16 protein-coding genes are annotated in these 17,250 nt (G+C 28.0%); 4 read left to right on the top strand and 12 right to left on the bottom strand.

Annotated elements, in window-relative coordinates; genetic code table 11:
* Window positions 1–51 precede the first annotated feature (51 nt).
* The 4 genes from ftsH to H8S10_RS00770 all read right to left on the bottom strand — a co-directional run bounded on the left by ftsH (window position 52) and on the right by H8S10_RS00770 (window position 4,202).
* Window positions 52–2,103: an ATP-dependent zinc metalloprotease FtsH gene (ftsH, locus tag H8S10_RS00785; RefSeq protein ID WP_186837609.1), complete on the bottom strand. Its 2,052-nt coding sequence runs from the start codon at window positions 2,101–2,103 to the stop codon at window positions 52–54.
* 22 nt (window positions 2,104–2,125) lie between these two features.
* Window positions 2,126–2,752: a signal peptidase I gene (gene lepB / locus H8S10_RS00780; RefSeq protein WP_186837608.1), complete on the bottom strand. Its 627-nt coding sequence runs from the start codon at window positions 2,750–2,752 to the stop codon at window positions 2,126–2,128.
* Between the two features lie 3 nt (window positions 2,753–2,755).
* On the bottom strand, window positions 2,756–2,977 hold the full coding sequence (locus tag H8S10_RS00775; RefSeq protein ID WP_055266031.1) for a DUF3006 domain-containing protein: 222 nt from the start codon (window positions 2,975–2,977) through the stop codon (window positions 2,756–2,758).
* A gap of 550 nt (window positions 2,978–3,527) precedes the next feature.
* A complete protein-coding gene (locus H8S10_RS00770; protein ID WP_055266030.1) occupies window positions 3,528–4,202 on the bottom strand; it encodes a hypothetical protein in 675 nt (224 codons plus the stop codon).
* Window positions 4,203–4,339: 137 nt separating this feature from the next.
* Between H8S10_RS00770 and H8S10_RS00765 the strand changes: the two genes are divergently transcribed.
* Both H8S10_RS00765 and H8S10_RS00760 read left to right on the top strand, forming a co-directional pair.
* Window positions 4,340–5,581, top strand: a complete 1,242-nt coding sequence (locus H8S10_RS00765; RefSeq protein WP_186837607.1) for a DUF1576 domain-containing protein — start codon at window positions 4,340–4,342, stop codon at window positions 5,579–5,581.
* Between the two features lies 1 nt (window position 5,582).
* Entirely contained in the window at window positions 5,583–5,927 is a 345-nt protein-coding gene (locus H8S10_RS00760) for a hypothetical protein (protein ID WP_055266027.1), read from the top strand.
* Between the two features lie 36 nt (window positions 5,928–5,963).
* Here H8S10_RS00760 and sfsA read toward each other — a convergent pair whose 3' ends face one another.
* The 4 genes from sfsA to H8S10_RS00740 all read right to left on the bottom strand — a co-directional run bounded on the left by sfsA (window position 5,964) and on the right by H8S10_RS00740 (window position 9,205).
* A complete protein-coding gene (gene sfsA / locus H8S10_RS00755; RefSeq protein WP_186837606.1) occupies window positions 5,964–6,656 on the bottom strand; it encodes a DNA/RNA nuclease SfsA in 693 nt (230 codons plus the stop codon).
* 562 nt (window positions 6,657–7,218) lie between these two features.
* Entirely contained in the window at window positions 7,219–7,398 is a 180-nt protein-coding gene (locus H8S10_RS00750; RefSeq protein ID WP_186837605.1) for a hypothetical protein, read from the bottom strand.
* Window positions 7,399–7,538: 140 nt separating this feature from the next.
* Window positions 7,539–8,420 (bottom strand): YitT family protein, encoded by an 882-nt coding sequence (locus H8S10_RS00745; protein ID WP_186837604.1) that lies wholly within the window; start codon window positions 8,418–8,420, stop codon window positions 7,539–7,541.
* A 365-nt stretch (window positions 8,421–8,785) separates the two neighbouring features.
* On the bottom strand, window positions 8,786–9,205 hold the full coding sequence (locus H8S10_RS00740; RefSeq protein WP_055266016.1) for a hypothetical protein: 420 nt from the start codon (window positions 9,203–9,205) through the stop codon (window positions 8,786–8,788).
* A 145-nt stretch (window positions 9,206–9,350) separates the two neighbouring features.
* Here H8S10_RS00740 and H8S10_RS00735 point away from each other — a divergent pair, with 145 nt between their 5' ends.
* Window positions 9,351–10,676, top strand: a complete 1,326-nt coding sequence (locus tag H8S10_RS00735; protein ID WP_186837603.1) for a metallophosphoesterase — start codon at window positions 9,351–9,353, stop codon at window positions 10,674–10,676.
* A gap of 282 nt (window positions 10,677–10,958) precedes the next feature.
* A complete protein-coding gene (locus H8S10_RS00730; RefSeq protein WP_055266012.1) occupies window positions 10,959–12,635 on the top strand; it encodes a PTS transporter subunit EIIC in 1,677 nt (558 codons plus the stop codon).
* A gap of 79 nt (window positions 12,636–12,714) precedes the next feature.
* Here H8S10_RS00730 and H8S10_RS00725 read toward each other — a convergent pair whose 3' ends face one another.
* The 4 genes from H8S10_RS00725 to H8S10_RS00710 form a co-directional block, all read right to left on the bottom strand.
* Window positions 12,715–12,903, bottom strand: coding sequence for a hypothetical protein (locus tag H8S10_RS00725; RefSeq protein WP_055266010.1), 189 nt, complete (start codon window positions 12,901–12,903; stop codon window positions 12,715–12,717).
* Window positions 12,904–13,017: 114 nt separating this feature from the next.
* The gene (locus tag H8S10_RS00720) at window positions 13,018–14,829 is read right to left on the bottom strand and encodes an ABC transporter ATP-binding protein (protein WP_347707654.1); all 1,812 of its coding nucleotides are present in this window, start codon (window positions 14,827–14,829) and stop codon (window positions 13,018–13,020) included.
* A gap of 14 nt (window positions 14,830–14,843) precedes the next feature.
* Complete coding sequence (locus H8S10_RS00715) at window positions 14,844–16,517, bottom strand: ABC transporter ATP-binding protein (RefSeq protein ID WP_347707656.1); 1,674 nt, start codon at window positions 16,515–16,517, stop codon at window positions 14,844–14,846.
* 544 nt (window positions 16,518–17,061) lie between these two features.
* On the bottom strand, window positions 17,062–17,250 hold a 189-nt coding region (locus tag H8S10_RS00710), incomplete at its 5' end, for an integrase core domain-containing protein (protein ID WP_186837600.1).

Genomic DNA, 17,250 nt, shown 5'->3' with positions numbered 1-17,250 from the left:
AAGCCAATATTTATAACGCTTTAGCGTATATTTCTCTTTTTCGTTAACAAATTATTTTGTTTCTTCATCATCTACAGTAACAGTTGCTTCATCAAGTTCAGTGCCTTCAATTTCAGCATCATCATTAACTACATTAGATGCCTCTCCTATTACTTCAGTAGTTAATTCATCTTTAGCAATTATTTCTTCTACTAAAGTATTATTATCTGCTTCTACTGCGATTTCATTATCTTCTTTTTTATCCTTTTTTAATTCAGAATATTTTTCATGAACGAACTTCATAAATTCGTCTCCGTATATAGTTTCTTTTTCTAGTAAATATTCAGAAATTTTATCTAATAAATCTCTATTTTCTCTTAATAAAGTTCTTGCCTTTTCGTGACATTCTCTTATTATTTTTAATATTTCCTTATCTACTAAAGTTGAAGTTTCTTCACTACAATTTCTTACTGCTCTTCCATCTAAGTATCTATTTTGAATTGATTCTAATGCCATCATATCAAATGATTCTGTCATTCCATAAACAGTTACCATGCTTCTAGCAGTTTGACTTGCTCTTTCAATATCATTAGATGCTCCTGTAGAAATAAGATTAAATACTTCTTCTTCAGCAGCTCTTCCTCCAAGCATAACTGTTATTTGATTTAATAATTCTTCTTTAGATACTAGGTATTTTTCCTCTTCAGGTAATTGCATTGTATAACCTAAAGCTCCCATCGTTCTTGGAACTATAGTAATCTTATGAACTGGATCAGTTCCTTCTAAAAGTCCAGCAACAAGCGCATGACCAACTTCATGGAATGCTACTATCTTTCTTTCTTGAGCTGAAAGTATTCTATCCTTCTTTTCCTTACCAGCAATTATAACTTCAACAGCTTCTTGTAAGTCTTCTTGAATTACTTCATCTCTTTTATGCTTAACAGCTCTTAAAGCAGCTTCATTAACTATATTTGCAAGGTCAGCCCCTACAGCTCCTGGAGTACCCTTAGCTATTTCATCTAAGTTTACATCTGGTGCCATCTTAACATCTTTTGAATGAACTCTTAATATAGCTTTTCTTCCTATTAAGTCAGGTCTGTCAACAATAACTCTTCTATCAAATCTACCTGGTCTTAAAAGAGCTTTATCTAATATTTCTGGTCTATTTGTTGCTCCTAAGATAACTATACCTTTAGAAGTATCAAATCCGTCCATTTCTGTTAGTAATTGATTAAGAGTTTGTTCTCTTTCATCATTACTTTGCATTTGATTATCTCTACTCTTACCTATAGAATCTATCTCGTCTATGAATATTATACAAGGAGCATTCTTTTCTGCCTCTTTGAATAAATCTCTAACCTTAGCTGCACCCATACCAACAAACATTTCAACAAAGTTTGAGCCTGATACAGTTAAGAATGGAACCTTTGCTTCTCCTGCAACAGCTTTCGCAAGTAAAGTTTTACCTGTTCCTGGAGGCCCTACTAATAAAGCTCCTTTAGGTAATTTTGCTCCTATTTCAGTATATCTTTTTGGGTTATTTAAAAAGTCTATTATTTCTGTTAATGACTCTTTAGCTTCATCTTGACCTGCAACATCATCAAAAGTAATCTTTATATCATTTTCCATATATATTTTAGCATTACTTTTACCCATTCCCATTGGGCCACCGCCCATTTTTTTACCCATCTTATTAAAGATGAATCTAACAATAAAGAACATTAGCACAAATGGTAAAACATTTATTATTATGAAATCCATTATAGCTGAATTTTGTTTAACTATTTCTGGGTAGAAATCAACCCCATTTTCAGTTAATAAGTTTATTAACTCTGGATTATCTACATTACCAGTATAAAGAACTTTACCTTTATATTCACTAGTATCTTTAGGTACTATTACTAAGGCGGTTCCTTCTGTACTAACTCTTTCTATTTCCTTATTTTCAACTAACTGAATAAATTCATTATAAGATATTTGAGTAGTTGTTAACATGTCTTTTGCTGTACTAAATGAGTACAAGAATAAGAATGCTATAACTGCATATATTATAAGAAATTTATTATTCTTTTTCTTTGGTGCATTATTATTGTTATTATTTTTATTTCGTCCATTTTCACTCATATGTCTTCTCCCTAATTTAACATTATTTAATCATACCAAAATCATCAAATGGATATACTTTCAATTGTGCTTTTCCCATAATATCGCTAGAGTCTATATACGGGTTATCCCAATATCTTGAATCACTTGAGAAGAAACGATTATCTCCTAAGAAGAAATATTTCCCTTCAGGGACCTCATATGTCCCATTAAATTTATCTGGTGTTCCAATATAATTCTCATAAAGAGTTTCTCCATTTACGGTAACAATTCCATCTTTTATTACTATCTGATCTCCTGGTTTTCCTATTAATCTCTTTATCATATCTTCATTTTTTTCATCAGAATGGAAAACTACTACATCTCCACGATCTAAATTTTCAGGATTATATACTCTAGTTACAAATAGCCTATCCCCTACATTCAAAGTTGGAACCATAGATTCTGATGGTATCTTAACCTTAAATACTATAAATTTGTTTATTAATACAGCTAAAACTACAGCTATAAGTATTGGAACTACCCAATCATAAAAGAAACCTGTTTTCTCATTTTTTTTAGCATTTCTCTCACTACGCTTTTCTAGCTTTGAATTTTCAATATTATTATCTACATTAGAAGTCTTTCCTTCTTCATGTATGTATCCATCGTTATTATTGAATTCATCCATAATCTAAGCCCATATACCTTTCGTTATATTTTTAATTTTTTCTTTTCTTTTTACCGTTTCCTCTTCATCTATGTAAAAGAAATTATTATCCTCTATTAACACATCACCTTCATTAGGCAACTTATTAACATTTGATTTTTCTATTACAATTATTTCCCCATTGTAACTTTCTAATACAAGAGATGCTTCTTCAATTCTATCTACAACATAAAATTCTCTACCCATATAAACTACTCCCTATATTAAATTATTTATATCTAAACCAAACTATTCCCATTCTATTATGAACATATACTTTCTATATAGTTTAAATAGCTAAGTTGCGTGTATCCCATGGATGAAATTTGGATTTTCAGTTATATTACAGTATAACATAACTTTATACGTAAATCTATTACTTAACCAAATTAAGTAGTAATTAATACTCTATAAAAGAAGGTATATTATCTCATATTAATTACTCTGTAATAATTCTACATTATATTTATGTCATTTATGTTTCAAATTTATTTCCTAATTAATGAAATAAAATGAATAAAGACAAATGACGAGTTTAAAATCTAATAAAACTAGCCATCTGTCATCCAAATATATTAATTAAATATTTAACTTCAATAAATAAAGTTACATTTTTACGAAGAAAATGCTTACTCTCTTTATAAGTAAACTCTTTCTCTTTTCTACAAAAAAATCTTAACCTTTACGTTAACAGACTTTTTACCTTTTTTACAGAAAGCTTTCACTTGGTATAGTCAACTCTTACCTTGCTTATCGACTATACTCCTCTATATTTATCCATAAGTTCACTCATTACATCCCCTGTAGATTGTGGCGTATAAGTGATTGCATTAGCTCCTGCTTCTATTGTTTCTTTAATAGTCTTTTCAGTTGGTCCTCCAGTTGCCATTACTGGAAAATCTGGAAACTCTTCTCTTATCTTTCTTACTATCTTAGCTGTATTTTTTCCACCTGATACATTTAGTATCGTAGCTCCAGCTTCTATTCTTGCTTTTATATCCTCACACTCTGATACAACTGTCACTATAACAGGAATATCTATAGTTTCTCTTATCTTTCTCAATATTTCATTAGATGTTGGTGCATTTACTACTACTCCCATAGCTCCTTTAAACTCTGCATCTAAAGCTAGGTTAACAACTCTTTTCCCTTGAGTTATACCTCCACCAACTCCACAAAATATTGGAACATCAGCAGCCATAACTAAAGCTTGAGTTATTAACGGTTGTGGAGTAAATGGATATACTGCTATTATTGCATCAGCATTAGTATTCCTTATAATTGCAACATCTGTTGTAAATAATAAAGATTTTATTCTCTTTCCAAAAATTTTTATTCCTGAACAATCTCTTATACATGGTGGAACTTCTACAACATGACTTCTTAATATACCTTTTATTTCAGGAACATTCTTTATTCTTTTATTTTCCATTTTTTCCACTTCTCCTCACCATAAAGTTAACTATCATCACTAATTATACTATTTTGTAGACATATTTAAATATATTTTATAAAAATTTAATTTATTTTTTAAGTATCATCTGTTACACTCTCATAGAGGTGAATTTTATGGACTTAAGAAAAAATTTTTATAAGCCTTATAAAGTTTTAATGCTCTTGTATATTTTTATGATTTTATTTGGTTTTATAGTTAATACTCCTGCTGAAATATTTTCTGGACTAAAAAATATATTGCTTACTCCAGACATATTAATAACTGATTATATTCAAGTAGGGGGAATAGGTGGAGGTATTATAAATGCAGCATTAACAAGTTTATTATGTCTGTTACTGCTTATATTTACTAATATTGTCCCTAATGGATCTACAATAATGGCTTTATGGGTTGTTACAGCCTTCGCATTTCTTGGTAAGAATATATTAAATGTATGGCCAATAATATTTGGAGTGTATTTATTTAGTAGATATAAGAAAGAGAAATTTTCTAATTATACTCTAGCAGCTTTATTAGGAACTTCTTTATCTCCTATAGTTACTCAATTATATTACACTGATTATCTTCCTAAAATGCCTTCATTAATAATAGGAATATTTTTAGGAATATTAGTTGGCTTTATATTACCACCAATAGCTAGTAACTCTGTTAAAGCACATAACGGTTATAATTTATATAATGTAGGCTTTGCTTGTGGAATAATAGGAACAATGCTTATGTCTATATTTAGACTTTTCAATATCACTTTTGAAAGTAGATTAGAATGGTATACAGGAAATCAAACTTCTCTTTTAATCTTCCTGTTTATAATATTTATTTACTTGATAATAGTTGGTTTAATTTCATCAAAAGATATTAAAAATAATATGATTAATATTACAAAGCAAAGTGGACGTTTAGTTAATGATTTCTATACTTCATTTGGAGAGACAGTATATATAAATATGGGGATATTAGGTATTTTATCAACTCTATTTATACTTGCTCTAGGTATAGACATAAACGGTGGATCTATTTGTGGTATATTTACTATTGTAGGATTTGGATGTTTTGGTAAAAACGTCAGAAATGTCTTTCCAGTAATGATTGGTGCAACAATAGCTGCAATGATACATATTAATCCAATATCTTCAGCTGGTTTAACACTAGCAATATTATTTTCAACTTGCTTAGCTCCTATATCAGGTATGTTTGGTTGGAAATATGGAATTTTAGCAGGATTTATACATGTTTGCATAGTATGTAATACAGGATATCTTCACGGTGCACTTAACTTATATAATAATGGTTTTGCTGCTGGATTTACTGCGATGATTCTTGTTCCATTAATAACAGCATTTAAAAAGGAGAGTTAGTATGAAACTTAAACTTGAAAAAAACCTTAAAATTATTAATGAGATGGTAACATACTTTAAAAAGTTAGGAAACAAAAACATTCATCTAGATTTCAATTCTGATGAAACTAAATCACATTTTTTAATTTCTGGAGATGTAGCTAATATATCAACTGAAAAATTAAATCAATTAAATACTATACTTAATAGACCTAGACAACAAGAGGTTGAAGAATGCTATTGGCAATTAGGTGGAGAAAGTGAAGTAGAATGTGAACTTACTTTAATCGGTGTAATGGTTGATTCAGCTAAAGTTGAATATAACGGAAAAATATTAACTGTAGAGTTAATAAGAGAAGAAAATTAGAATACTACGAGCTTAGCTCGTAGTATTTTTAATTTATTAAAGTATTATTTCAATAGGTTTATTTATCTCTATTCCATTCTCTGTAACAATACAGCTATAAGCAAAAATATCTACTCCATTACTTGCTGCAAATCTTAGTGCTTCACCAAACTTAGGATCTCTTTCATCATTTGGTGAAAACTTTTCTACATCTTCAATTTGTATTAAAAACATAACTCCTGCACCATATCCTTGCTTCTTAGCTTCTACTAACTCTAAAAGATGTCTTGCTCCTCTTTCTGTTGGGGCATCAGGAAATCTACAATAACCTTCATCCTCTAGTGTAACGCCCTTAACCTCTAGGAAATATTCCTCTCCATTATCTTTCGATATTTTAAAGTCAAATCTACTTTTTCCAAATGTTTTTTCTCTTAATACATTAGTGTATTCTTCTAACTTCTCAATCTTTCTATTATTAAGAGCTTCTTCTACAACCTTATTAGGTATATGAGAATCTATGCTTATAAGCTTATCTCCTTTAATTGCGGCTATTAAATCGTAGGGGGTCTTCCTTGTAGGGTTGTTTTCCTCTCTTAAATACACAGTGCAACCTGGTACAAGTATTTCTCTGCAACGACCTGTATTAGGAACATGAACTTTTATCTCTTCTCCATTTATAATAACATTTGCATGAAATCTATTAGGCCTATTTATAAATTCAGCTCTTAAAATTCTCTTATTATAATTCATAAATTTCTCCTCCATAGTAAATACTAATTTTGTCTAATTATAGCATTAAAAAGTTACGAATTAACAATAGTTATCCACAACTTTTTATTTTTTATTAGATTTTCAAATGAATTTATTCACAAATCGGATGCTTATCCACAGTATTTATCCACAATAGTGTTGATTCTGTTGATAACTCTGTTATTTATATTTTTTATTAAGTTACATTATGCAACAAATTATGAGTTTTTTCAACGACACCCATTATATTGGGTTTGTCTACTTTTTATACATAATATATTGTGTCAATATCTTTTATAGACTTTTCAACAGTTTTTAATGTTTATCCACATTTTGTGGATAATTTTTAACAGTTTTAACAGAACTTTAGTTCTTTTATACCTTTTTATTGAAAATATTCCATTTCAAAGCCTACTAATTGTGGATAACTCTTAGATTTTTTTCTAATATTAAACAAAATTTCAATATTACTAATAATATTTTTTGCATTTCAAAATCCTCTGTTAATAACTAATAAAAAAAGAAAAGCTTTTGTGGAAATTTAAGCTTTTCTTTTCATATTTTAAGCGAATTTTTTATTATTTTTAAAAACTGATACTAAGTATTGAATTATAAATATTCCAGGTCCTATCAATAATGTTATTGCGGGCCATATTATTTTATTTTGTTGTTTTTCTATAGCTAATTTATATGATACAAACACTGCTGCTACTAAAAGTCCTATTACTATAAAAGCTTGCATTATTTATCCCTCCTAAATGTTCTAGGTTCATTTTATATTACTTTATATCTTCTCTCAATAGAGTGTTATTGGAAGTAGACATTAATAACTAATATTTAATAAGTTATTAAATATTAGTTTACATTTTATTTATAAAAAGCTTAAATACCTTCTAATTTTGGGAAACCACTACCCCTTACTTCATCAACTTGTCCTATTGTTATAAATGCTTTTTCATCTATCTTATCTATAAAATCTTTTAATTTATTTAACTCTTTTTGTTTTACTATTGCATAAATTATTTCCTTAGATTCTCCACTATTTGCGCTTGAACCTTTAAAATATGTACACTTTCTATCTAAAGTTTCTATTATAAATTTAGATATCTCATCATTTTTATCGCTTATGACTGTTACTTGCTTTGTCTTATTAAACATAGCAATGAACTTATCTATTAAAAACCCATTTAATATTACACATAAGAATGCATAAAAACCTGTATCAACCCCAAATACGATAGCAGCTGCTACTGTAACCAATATATCTATTATTGCCAATGAAATTCCTATGTTAAATGTTGTATATTTATTAAGTAATTTAGCTATTATATCAGTTCCACCTGTTGATGCATTAGCATTAAAAGCTATAGCCATACCAAAAGCTATTATAGCTGGTCCAAAAATCGATGCTAACATTAAATCATTAGTTAATGCTACTGGGTTTAAAAACTTTTCAATAACCCACATTATAAATATTAATCCATAGGTTCCATAAAGAGTCTTTATTCCAAAGTCTCCTCCAATTAAAAAGAATGCTAGAATAAATAACGCTATATTTACAAAGAAACAAAATACACTCGGTGTTAAGAATGGTATAAAATGATTAACTACTATACCTAACCCACTTATTCCTCCAGCTGCAAGATTATTTGGTGCATAAAAATACTCTATCCCTACAGCAACCAAAATTAAACCTAAAGTTATTATAAAATACTCTTTTACTATTGCTTTCCAATCAATAGCCTTTAAATCAACTTTCTTCATTTGTTCATCTCTCCAAATTATAATTTAATAACAAACTAATTTTTACATAATTATTCCTCTTATCTTGTTAACAACATAAACTAGAATAACAAAATTTCTAATAATTATAAAGATTATTTTATATTTTTATAGATGTTATTTATTCATTTTATTGTTTTATTTATTCATTTTTATATTCTATTTCACATTTACTAGCTCATTCCTTACAATTGCATTTAGTAAATCGAAACCTACATTTTCAGTTAGGATTTATCAACCCTTCAACTTATAGATTATCACTATAAATTGAACTTATTATATTCATCATAAAATAAAAAAGTCGTTACGGTAAGTTAAACATATACTACCGCAACAACTATTTTATTTTAATTTAATATTTTTATCAGTTTTTCTTTAACTTCCTCTTCTGATTTATTTTTCATTTTATCAACATCAAAATAATAATTAGCTAAAGCTATTTTTGTTGCTCTAGAAATATTAAATTTATCTGCAACTTCTTCTAAATAATCGACTTCTGAAGTTTCATAATCTCCATCAATTAAAGCAACCCCTAACAATTCAAAGTACACCATATTCTTTATTTTATCTTCTGACTTATCTAATATTTCTATAGCTTCTGTATGAGAAATTTCATTAATTTCCTCTTTATTCATATTTAATTTATTTAAATATTTTTCTATTACACTTTTTTCTTCCTTATTGATTTTCTTATCAACAGTTACGAACTCAGAAACCAATCTCATAAAAGCTCTTGATTCCTCTTTGTTTAATTCAAATAATAACATACACTCACTCCTATCTTTATATATATTCAATATTATACTATAAACTAAATTTTATAGAAAATTCTATTTATTTGTAAATACACTCATAATACTATTCTCTTTGGGAAATTATAGATATAAATGCTTTTTATAAAAGGAGTATACTATGAAAAATATTAAAAATTTTTATCTTCCGCTCTTTTTTTCTACTATAATCATCATAATATATATGTTTTTTAAACCTTATACCCAATATACTTCAAAATTATCTTTTACTAATAATATAAATACTACTGATGAGCTTACTTTTTATATTAGTAGTGATATTCATTATTTATCTAAATCTCTAACGGATTATGGCATTGCATTTAATAGATTTAATAAAAATGGAGATGGAAAACAACTAGAATTCATCTGTGAAATTTTTAATGAATTTGCAAATGAAATTAAAAATAGAAAGCCTGATTTTCTAATTTTAAGTGGTGATTTAACGCTTAATGGTGAAAAGCAAAGTCATTTAGATTTATCATCAAAGCTTGCAGAAATAAAAGCTTCTGGAGTTGATGTTTACATAATTCCTGGAAATCATGATATAAATAATCCTAATGCCCGTGGATTCAAAGAAGAAAATCAATATAAAACTGATTTTGTTTCTAAAGAAGAGTTTATAAACATATATCAGGACTTTGGTTTTAATGATGCTATATCAAAAGATAAATCATCATTAAGTTACTTAGTAGCTCCTTCTAATAAATTATACATACTCATGCTAGATGATAATTTATATAACAATAATTTATCCATAAACTATCCTGAAGTTAATGGATGTATTTCTAAGGATACATTAAATTGGATAAATAATTGCGGTAAATTAGCTAAAAATAATAATGCAAAAATTATTGCTGTATCTCATCACAATATAATTAACCATAGCAATTATATCTATAGTGGATTTACTTTAGATAATAGTGACGAGGTTTTAAACACCTTAAAAAATAATAATATACATCTATGCTTTACTGGACATATTCATTTTCAAAGCATAAAGAGTACTTCTCTAGATAATTCTATTTTAACTGATATAGCAAGTAGTTCTTTAGCTATTTATCCTCAACAGTATGGCATAGCTACATTTAATAAAGATAAATCTCTATCCTATGAAATTGCAACACTAAATATGGATAACTTTGATCCTTCATTTAAGAGTAATTCAAAAAAATCTTTTAAAAACTTTGTCTATAACCAAAACTTTAAAAGATTATCATATAGTGATGATTATACTGAAGAAGAGCTTAAAGCCATGTGTGAAACACTATCTAATATTAGACTTAAATATAATGATGATTCTGAAGAAATATCTTGGGATAGTATTATTTCTTCAAAAGGATTTAATCTCTTAAAAAGCTGTCCATCTCCATTTATTAAACATTACGTAGATATAGCTTTAAATAATAAAGATAATAACTATAAAAATTTAACTATAAAACTATAAATTTAAAAAATTATAAAACCTTTTCAAAAAAAACATTTACAAAATATTTTCTCTGTGATAGTATATTTTTCGTAAATTAAATAATTAGCGTGTTACTGGTTATGCAGGCAAGGCTTAAATATGTATAAATATTACTTACAGAGAAATAATGATGTTTTCTTTGTGTATAAAAGTATATTTATAGATATTTAGGCCTTTTTATTTTTTATGGCCGTGTAATACAAAGTTAATTATAACTTTGTAAAATGGATATAATAATACTGTCTAAGGAGGAATAATAAAATGATGCAATTTTTACAAAGAATCGGTAAAGCAATAATGCTTCCAATCGCTGCTCTTCCAATAGCAGGTATATTACTTGGTGTTGGTGGTGCATTATTAGGTATCGGTGGTTTATCAAATCCACCAGCAGTTTATGGTCCACTAATTTCTTTCGTTAGTATTCCAGCCGTTACTGCTATATTAACAGTTATGAAAAATATAGGTGATATAATATTCGGTAACTTACCACTATTATTCGCTGTTGGTGTTGCAGTTGGTCTTGCTAAGAAAGACAAAGGTACTGCTGCTTTAGCTTCAGTATTTGGATTCATAGTTATGAACCAAGTTATTTCTACACTTTTAGGTTTAGGTGTTACTCAATTAGGAGTTTTAACTCCTGATAACGTTGGGGAATATGGTACTTACGTAACTACTAATCTTGGAATATTCACATTAAATATGTCAGTATTCGGTGGTATTATTACAGGTATAGTTGCTGCAAGTCTACACAATAGATTCCACACAATCCAATTCCCACCAGTATTTGGATTTTTCTCAGGATCAAGATTTGTTCCAATAATAACTTCATTAGTTATGGCTTTAGTTGGTGCTGTATTAGCATTTGCATGGCCTTTAGTTCAAGATGGTATATCTGTAATTGCTAACCTTGTTAGAGAAGCAGGTACAATTGGAACATTCTTCTACGGATTAATTGAAAGAGCATTAATACCATTTGGTTTACATCACGTATTCTATACTCCATTCTGGTATGGTTCTTTCGTTGAAGCACAAGTTTTAGTAAACGGATCATTCCAAACTGTTGCTGGTGCTAATACTGCTTATTTCGTTCAATTATCAAGCATGACTGATTTAGTAGGTGCTTCTGCATCAGTTATGAATGATATTGTTAGCGGTACTACAAGATTCATGGCTGGTAAATTCCCATTCATGATGTTTGGTCTTCCTGCTGCTGCATTTGCTATGTATAGAGCTGCACTTCCAAGCAAGAAGAAAGTTGTTGGATCATTATTATTAGCTGCTGCTGTTACTTCATTCTTAACTGGTATAACTGAACCATTAGAATTTACATTCTTATTCGTTGCTCCAGTACTATATGTTGTACACTGTGTACTTGCAGGTTTATCATTCATGTTAATGGATATATTAAATGTATTCATAGGTATGACATTCTCTGGTGGTGTAATTGACTTCTCATTATTCGGTTTACTTCCAGCAGGTGCAGGTGTTCCTACTAACTGGATCTGGGTATTAGTTGTTGGTGCAATATATGCAGTAGTTTACTACTTCGTATTCTACTTCATGATTACTAAGATGAACTTAAAGACTCCTGGTAGAGATGAAGAAGAAGAAACTAAACTTTACACTAAAGCTGATTTCCAAGCTCAAAAAGGTGGAAAGACAGAAGCTACTACTACATCTACTGGTAAAGGTGAAATAGCTGAAAAAGCTCCTGCTGTATTAGCTGCTTTAGGTGGAGAAGAAAACATAGTATCTGTTGATGCTTGTATCACAAGATTAAGAGTTGAAGTTAAAGATAAAGCTAAAGTAGATAAAGCTGAATTAAAGAATTTAGGTGCTGCTGGTGTTATGGAAGTTGGTAACGGAATTCAAGCTATCTTCGGTGCAAAAGCAGATGCTTACAAAAATGAAATAAATAACATATTAGGTATTAGCTAATAGATAAAAAAGAGGCGTAAAGCCTCTTTTTTATTTATAATTTTATCATTATATATTTTTAAAAATTGTAATGATAAAATTATGATAGATATTCATTTTTACTATTCTCTGGCTTATCTAGCTCTTTTCCAAATAAGACTATTATTTCTCTACATATATTAGGATGAGCTTTAAGTACATCATAATCATAATCTTTATCTAATAACTCTAATATTCTAACAGCCTTTCTTAAAGCTAAAATATCGGTTATATCAATTACCTTGCCCATAGTTTTCCTCAAAAACATTCTCTATATTAAGTTATTCCTTAGAAGTTTTATAAGTTCAAATTTCTTATAGTACTTTATCGACTATTATCTCATTTATATAAATCTATTTTACAATTATCCTATTTTATTAAGCATATATAGGTTATAATACTTTCCACCTTTAGCTATAAGCTCTTCATGACTTCCAAATTCAATTATTCTTCCATCCTCTACAACCATTATATTATCTGCATCCCTTATTGTACTTAATCTATGCGCTATTATAAAGCTTGTTCTGCCTTTCATTAAACTTAACATAGCTTGTTGAATTCTAAGCTCTGTTCTAGTATCCACATTACTAGTTGCTTCATCCAATATTAATATTGAAGGATTTGATAATACAGCTCTAGCTATAGCTAATAATTGTTTTTGTCCCGCACTTAAATTACTACCACCTTCAGAAAGAACTGTATCATATCCATTTGGTAATCTTGATATAAATGTATGTGCATTTGCTATCTTTGCAGCTGATATTATTTCTAAATCTGTTGCATCCTCTTTTCCATACATAATATTTTCTTTTATTATTCCTGAAAATAAATAGGTGTCTTGAAGAACTATTCCAAAGTTTCTCCTCAAACTATCCCTTGAGTAATCCCGTATATCAACTCCATCAATGGTTATAGACCCTTCTGTTATTTCATAAAACCTAGTTAATAAATTTACTATAGTAGTTTTTCCTGAACCTGTTGCTCCGACTATAGCTAAGGATTTTCCTGGTTCAACTTTAAAGTTTATATCATGCAAAACTATATTATCATCATTATATCCAAAGCTTACATTTTTAAATTCTACTTCTCCCTTTACATTTGTTAATTCATTACAACTTTCCTTATCTTCTACCTCTTCTTTTTGATCTAATACTTCAAATACTCTTTCAGCTCCTGCAAGTGCTGATTGTAAAGTATTAAATATATTAGCTATATCATTTAAAGGTCTTACAAATTGTTTACTATAACTTATAAATGATGCAATTATTCCTATAGTTATCATATTATTAACTGCTAATATCCCACCTAATAAAGCTATCATTGCAAACCCAAAATTATTTATTACATTTATTAATGGCATTAAATAACCAGTCCATATTTGTGCCTTATATCCTTTTATTCTTAAATCTTTATTTAAGTCTTCAAATGTAGATTTTATATTTTCTTCATGATTAAAAGCTTTAATAACTTCTAATCCTGAAATACTTTCTTCAATATGTGCATTTAAATTTCCTAAAGCCGCCTGTTGTTCTTTAAAATATATTTTAGTTCTCTTAGCAATTGTTTTTGATAATAAAAGAACTAAAGGTGCAGTTATTAATCCTGCTATAGTCAAAATAGGACTCAATACAATCATCATAACTAAAGACCCTACTATACTTATAGAACTACTCATAAGAGTCGTTACTGATGAGGATATTGTAGTACTTATATTATCTATATCATTAGTTAATCTACTCATAATATCTCCATTTAAATTAGCATCGAAATATGATGTAGGTAACTTTTGAAGCTTGTCAAAAAAACTTTTCCTTATATTTTTTACTATTCTCTGAGAAATACCAGCCATTGAAAGTCCTTGAATAAGGTTTATAGTACTATCAACAATATATATAGTTATTAATATATATATTATCTTTTTTACTACTGAAAAATCTACATTATTAATACCAATTGATATAATATCTACAGCTTTTCCTATTAAATAAGGAACTAAAAGTAATATTAATGTGTCTACTATTATTAATATAAAAACTAATAAAAATAACTTTTTTTCATCTCCAAATAGTCTCCATAATCTAGCCAATGTTTCTTTTAAATTTTTAGGTTTTTCATTATTACTCATAAACCTACTAGCTTTTGATGTTCCTGCTGCGAACCCCTTATTATTTTGCAAGATATTCACCTCCATTACTGTTGTGATTTATAAATATCTTGATAAACTTCACAATTACTCATTAATTCATTATGGGTACCTTCTCCTACAATCTTCCCATGGTCTAATACAATTATCTTATCTGCATTTATTACAGATGAAATTTTTTGAGCAATTAATATTGTTGTCATATCTTTTGAATATTCTTTTAATGATTTTCTTATTCTATATTCAGTATCCGTATCCAATGCTGATGTTGAATCATCTAATATTAATATTTCTGGCCTTTTAATAAGAGCTCTTGCTATAGCTATTCTTTGTTTTTGCCCACCTGATAAATTTGATCCACCTTGTCCAACAATCGAATCATAACCTTTATTAAAACTAGTAATAAAAGAATCTGCATCTGCTATTTTACAAACTTCTCTAACTTCATCATCTGTAGCATCTCCTTTTCCCCATTTTATATTCTCTTTTACAGTTCCTGAAAAAAGCACTGTCCTCTGAGGAACTATTGATATCTTATCTCTTAATTCTTCAAAAGTATAATTTCTTATATCTACTCCATCTATTAATATTTTTCCTGACTTAGCATCATAAAACCTCGGAATTAAATTTATTAATGTAGTTTTTCCACTTCCAGTAGAACCTACAATACCTAAGGTCATTCCTTTCTCTAATGTAAATGATATATTATCAATTATAGGTTCTCCTTTTAAGCCTTTATATGAGAATGTAACTTTTTCAAATTTTATATTTCCTATTTCTGAAGAATTACATATATCACTGCTTATTTCTTTTATATCATTTTCTTCTAAAAATATTTCGTTAATTCTTTCAGTTGAAGTCTTAGCACGTATTAAACTTGAAAATATCATTGTTGTTGACATTAGTGCAAATAGAAGTTGTGTCATATAATTAGTAAAAGCAACTATTTTTCCAACTTGTATAGTTCCTATATTTACTCTTGTAGCACCATTCCATATTATAATAACTATTGCCATATTTACTATAAGTGTAATTACAGGATTAAATACTGCCATGAATTTCATTGAACTAACTGATTTATAAGTTAAATCCTCATTAACATTTTCAAATCTATCTTCTTCAAAATCAAATCTATTAAAAGCTTTAACAACTCTTACTCCTCTTAAATATTCTCTAATAACTTCATTTACCTTATCTATAGCCCTTTGAACCTTAAGAAAGTACGGATAGCCGTATTTTAAATTTATATATATTAGACCACCTACTATAGGCACTATAGTTAAAACTATTAAAGACATCTTTAAATCTAATCTTATAGACATTATTATGCATCCTATAGCTAATAATGGTGCTCTAACAAATATTCTCATCAATCCATATATAAAATTTTGTATGTTAGTTATATCATTTGTAAGCCTTGTTATTAATGATCCTCTTTCAAATTTATCTATATTATCAAAATCAAAGCTTTGTATCTTATTAAAGACATCTGATCTAAGATCTGCTCCAAAGTTTTGTGCAACTGTTGTTGCAAGTTTATTTCTATTAATAGCTATAAATGCTCCAAAAATACTAACTCCTATCATAAGAAATCCATATTTTAGCACAACACTCATATCATTATATGAAACACCCTCATCAATTATAGTAGACGTTAATGTAGGCTGAAGTAAGTCACATAAGACCTCCAGCATAATGCATCCAATAGCTAGAAAAAACATTTTATAGTATTTTTTAAAATATTTTTTTAAAAAATTCATATTCGTATTACATATTCCCTCCTATTATTTCTCATAGAATATATTATTCTATTATTTAACTTTATTTACAGATAAACTTAAAATCATCAATGGATTTAATAATTTATATAATTTTTAGCTAAAGTATACTTATATTTTATATAAACATAATTGACATTTCATACAATATATTATATATTCTTCTCAATAGGATACCTTTAAGATAGTCCAGAGAGACTAATAAGGAAAAGTACGGTTTATAAATTAATTACTAATATGCTATTTTTATATAGTGGAATTAAACTATAGTATGTTTTGCCTTAATATCTTAAAGGATATTAAGGCTTTTTTTATGGTGTCCTATAAAAATATACAGAATCTGTTAAGTTGATATGAAAAAATAGCTTGATTTTTCATAGAATTGCTCGCTCTTTGAAAATTATATAAGTTTGAATTTTTTATTGTATGGTAAACAAACCTACAATAAAATTGATTTTTGCAGGTTAAATAAAGGTATTAAATTTAATTAAGCTGCTGAAAACCAAGAGTTTTTAGCTAAGCTATCGCTAGCGAAGCCAGCAACTTCTGCTGGAGTACAGTTATTTAATGAGCCATGTGGTCTAATAAAATTATAGTGAAAGATAAATAAATATATTAAGTTATTCGCCTTTTCAAAAGAGTTAAAACCTTTTTTAGCTTTATACCAAGCTTTAAA

Source organism: Clostridium sp. NSJ-49, from assembly GCF_014287725.1.
GTDB classification, from domain to species: Bacteria; Bacillota; Clostridia; order Clostridiales; family Clostridiaceae; genus Clostridium; species Clostridium disporicum_B.
This window is presented reverse-complemented; position numbering and strand designations above follow the sequence as displayed.

Excerpts from the sequence above, each read along its gene's own strand:
- H8S10_RS00760 (WP_055266027.1), top strand. The coding sequence starts at position 5,583 with ATGAAACTTAAACTTGAAAAAAACCTTAAAATTATTAATGAGATGGTA.
- H8S10_RS00730 (WP_055266012.1), top strand. The coding sequence starts at position 10,959 with ATGATGCAATTTTTACAAAGAATCGGTAAAGCAATAATGCTTCCAATC.
- sfsA (WP_186837606.1), bottom strand. The coding sequence starts at position 6,656 with ATGAATTATAATAAGAGAATTTTAAGAGCTGAATTTATAAATAGGCCT.
- H8S10_RS00715 (WP_347707656.1), bottom strand. The coding sequence starts at position 16,517 with ATGTTTTTTCTAGCTATTGGATGCATTATGCTGGAGGTCTTATGTGAC.
- H8S10_RS00750 (WP_186837605.1), bottom strand. The coding sequence starts at position 7,398 with ATGCAAGCTTTTATAGTAATAGGACTTTTAGTAGCAGCAGTGTTTGTA.
- lepB (WP_186837608.1), bottom strand. The coding sequence starts at position 2,752 with ATGGATGAATTCAATAATAACGATGGATACATACATGAAGAAGGAAAG.
- H8S10_RS00745 (WP_186837604.1), bottom strand. The coding sequence starts at position 8,420 with ATGAAGAAAGTTGATTTAAAGGCTATTGATTGGAAAGCAATAGTAAAA.
- H8S10_RS00775 (WP_055266031.1), bottom strand. The coding sequence starts at position 2,977 with ATGGGTAGAGAATTTTATGTTGTAGATAGAATTGAAGAAGCATCTCTT.
- ftsH (WP_186837609.1), bottom strand. The coding sequence starts at position 2,103 with ATGAGTGAAAATGGACGAAATAAAAATAATAACAATAATAATGCACCA.
- H8S10_RS00765 (WP_186837607.1), top strand. The coding sequence starts at position 4,340 with ATGGACTTAAGAAAAAATTTTTATAAGCCTTATAAAGTTTTAATGCTC.
- H8S10_RS00740 (WP_055266016.1), bottom strand. The coding sequence starts at position 9,205 with ATGTTATTATTTGAATTAAACAAAGAGGAATCAAGAGCTTTTATGAGA.
- H8S10_RS00735 (WP_186837603.1), top strand. The coding sequence starts at position 9,351 with ATGAAAAATATTAAAAATTTTTATCTTCCGCTCTTTTTTTCTACTATA.
- H8S10_RS00725 (WP_055266010.1), bottom strand. The coding sequence starts at position 12,903 with ATGGGCAAGGTAATTGATATAACCGATATTTTAGCTTTAAGAAAGGCT.
- H8S10_RS00770 (WP_055266030.1), bottom strand. The coding sequence starts at position 4,202 with ATGGAAAATAAAAGAATAAAGAATGTTCCTGAAATAAAAGGTATATTA.